The 2,306-nt window shown below is 67.6% G+C and carries 2 protein-coding genes; both read left to right on the plus strand.

The window, feature by feature from the left end:
* A partial coding sequence (gene istA, locus IEX25_RS19570) for an IS21 family transposase (protein WP_188717389.1) occupies positions 1-1,279 on the plus strand: 1,279 nt, incomplete at its 5' end.
* 17 nt (positions 1,280-1,296) lie between these two features.
* Positions 1,297-2,052, plus strand: coding sequence for an IS21-like element helper ATPase IstB (gene istB, locus IEX25_RS19575; protein ID WP_188717391.1), 756 nt, complete (start codon positions 1,297-1,299; stop codon positions 2,050-2,052).
* The last annotated feature ends 254 nt before the right edge of the window (positions 2,053-2,306 follow it).

Genomic DNA, 2,306 nt, shown 5'->3' on the forward strand with positions numbered 1-2,306 from the left:
TCATCGCGAACTGAAGCGGCCGGGCGTCACGCTGGCGCTGCTTTGGGATGAGTATCGGGGCCAGCACCCCGACGGCTATGGCTACTCGGCCTTTTGCGAGCATTACCGCCGCTGGGTTGGGCGCCTTTCGCCGGTGATGCGCCAGCGCCATGTCGCAGGCGAGCGGATGTTCGTCGACTACTCGGGCACCCGGATGACGGTGATCGACCCGGTGACCGGCGCTGCCCGTCCAGCGGAGATCTTCATTGCCGTCATGGGCGCCTCAAACATGACCTACGCCGAAGCGAGCTGGAGCCAGGCGCTGCCGGATTGGATCGGCGCTCATACCCGTGCCTTTGCCGCGTTTGGGGCGGTGCCGGCGCTTGTCGTTTCGGATAACCTGAAGTCCGGCGTGATCCGGGCCTGCTTCTACGAGCCAGAGATCAACCGCAGCTACGCCGAGATGGCGGCGCATTACGGCACGGCCATCCTTCCGGCACGTCCTTACAAGCCACGCGACAAGGCCAAGGTCGAAGGGGCGGTTCTTCTTGCTCAGCGCTGGATCATCGCGCGATTGCGCAACCGGCAGTTCTTCAGCCTCGACGAACTCAACACCGCCATCCGCGAAGAGCTTGCTCGCCTGAACGCCCGTGTCAGCCGTCATCTGGGCGCCGCGCGTCAGGACCTTTTCGACACGCTCGATCGCCCGGCCATGCAGCCGCTGCCTCCGGAGCCTTTCGTCCATGCCGACTGGCGCCGCGCCACGGTTGGTGCCGACTATCATGTCCGGCTGGAAGGCCACCATTACTCGGTGCCACACGACCTGATCCGCCAGCAGCTCTGGGCACGGCTGACGGCGGGCACCGTCGAGATCTTCCGCGCCGGCAAGCGTGTGGCCTGCCACAGGCGCGCTTCCCCCGGCGACACCGGCGCAACGACGCTGAACGACCATCGTCCTGCCAGCCATCGCCGTTATGCCGAGACCACGCCCGAGCAGCTGCGCGACCGGGCCGCCCGCATCGGTCCTGCCACCGGGATCCTGATCGACGTCATCCTCCGCGACAGGCCGCACCCCGAACAGGGCTTTCGCTCCTGCCTCGGCATCCTGCGTCTGGCCCGCAGCTATGGGCCCGAGCGGGTCGAGGCCGCCTGTGACCGCGCGCTCGCCATCAACACCCGCACCATGACGTCGGTGAAGTCGATCCTGCTGAACCGCCTCGACGGCCGTCCCCCGGACCGGCCACCCGAAGCCCCGCCCATCACCCATGCCAACATCCGTGGCGCCAAGTTCTTCCACTGACCTAAGGAGACAAACCCTTGCTGACCCACCCCACCTTTGAGGCACTGAACGCGTTGAAGCTCGACGGCATGGCCGAAGCTTTTGCCGAGCTGATCAGCGAAGATCGCGGCCGCAGCCTCGACCCCGTCGCCTGGATCGGGCTGATGCTGGACCGCGAAGAGGCCCGGCGCGGCACCCGCCGGTTCCAGTCGCGCCTGCGGGCCGCCAACCTGCGCCATGGTGGCGCCTGCATGGAGGATGTGGACTACCGGACCTCCCGCGGCCTCGATCGCGCCTTGTTCCAAAGCCTCGCCAGCCCTGACTGGATCGACCGGCACCGCTCGGTCCTGATCACCGGGCCCTGCGGGGTCGGCAAGTCGTGGCTGGCCTGCGCACTCGGCCACGGGGCCAGCCGAGCGGACCGCACCGTTCTTTACCAACGGCTGCCGCGGCTCTTCTCCGACCTCGAGCTGGCGCGCGGCGACGGGCGCTTCGACCGGCTGTTCCGCAAGATCGCGCGTGTGGATCTTCTGATCCTCGACGACTGGGGTCCCGACCGCCTGACCGCTACGCAGCGCCGCGACCTGATGGAGATCGTCGAGGAGCGCTACGGCCGCCGCTCGACCATCGTCACCAGTCAGCTCCCCGTGGAGTCCTGGCACGATGTCATTGGCGAGCCCACCTTCGCCGACGCCATCCTCGACAGGCTGGTTCACAATGCCTACCGGATCTCCCTCGATGGCCCGTCGCTGCGCAAGACCGGCATCGACAACCGCGCTGAGGCCAACCAATGAGCAGGACCCCGGCCCCGGGTTGCCCACTGGTCCCTCCCACGCGCCCGACACCGCCAGCCTCCTGGCGGGCGCGGCGCCGGGCGCGCGGGCCCCTCCCGTGGACAACCCTCCGCACCACCGTCACCCTTGACTGGATGCCCCCGGATCAACCATGAAGACTTTGCCTCAGACCGCTACCGCCGACCGGTCGGATGATCGTGGAACGGCTGGTCGGATGTTGCTGGAATAAGCGGTCGGATGCCGTGGAATACGCA

Origin of the sequence: Paracoccus acridae (genome assembly GCF_014642735.1) — a bacterium.
In the GTDB taxonomy this organism is placed as follows: Bacteria; Pseudomonadota; Alphaproteobacteria; order Rhodobacterales; family Rhodobacteraceae; genus Paracoccus; species Paracoccus acridae.